This window comes from Nitratireductor aquibiodomus NL21 = JCM 21793, from assembly GCF_000615975.1.
Classification (GTDB): domain Bacteria; phylum Pseudomonadota; class Alphaproteobacteria; order Rhizobiales; family Rhizobiaceae; genus Nitratireductor; species Nitratireductor aquibiodomus.
Genome location: NZ_BAMP01000197.1, coordinates 1 through 791 on the forward strand (window position 1 = coordinate 1; position 791 = coordinate 791).

The window sequence follows — 791 nt, forward strand, 5'->3', positions numbered from 1 at the left end:
CCGCCCAGCGCTTCCACCGCCGCCGCGAACCCGCCGATAAAGGCACATCCGCCGAGCCTTCCAAAATGTCGCGCCCGGCATCGTCGCCCGTGTGGAGAAGCATGTCGGCGTCCGCCACCTGCCTCGCAAACGCGCCGTCTTCCCGCCGGCCTTCGCCCTCCGCGCCGCCGAAGGCAAACGCGCCGGCGTCCAGATAGGCCTGTCCGAGTTCGGCGCGCTCCTGCCAGTCTCCACGCGCCAGCTTTTCTTCCGGCCCCGCGCCATAGGTGCCGGGAGCGGAGCCGAAAATACGCGCCGGCGCTTTGCCGGCTTTTCGGGCGGCGCTCGCAAGCGGGTTTTCGCTGTCGTCCTCGTCGCGCGCGGCCACGGCGGCAACCGCCGTATCGAGAAGCGCGATCTGGGTGGGGAACATGTCGCGAAACAGGCCGGAAATGCGCCACGTCACGTCGATGCGCGGGCGGCCAAGGCTGGCCGGTGGCAGCACTTCAATGCCCGTCACACGGCCCGTCGCCTGATCCCATTGCGGGCGGCAGCCCATGAGAGCCAGCCCCTGTGCGATCTCCTCACCGCCGGTGCGCAGGCTGGCGCTGCCCCAGAGATCGATCACCAGCGAGCGCGGCCAGTCGCCATGCTCCTGCAGATAGCCGCGCACGGCCTCATCTGCCGCCATTTTGCCAAGTGCGGTTGCGGTTGGCGTGGGCAGGGTGCGCGGATCGGCGGTGAAAATGTTGCGGCCCGTCGGCAAAACATCGGTGCGCCCCCGCGCCGGTGCGCCGGATGGGCCGGGCGCG

1 pseudogene is annotated in these 791 nt (G+C 70.2%); it reads right to left on the minus strand.

The features are described from left to right. A pseudogene (locus JCM21793_RS28030) lies at positions 1-791 on the minus strand (cobaltochelatase subunit CobN); the annotation flags it as partial.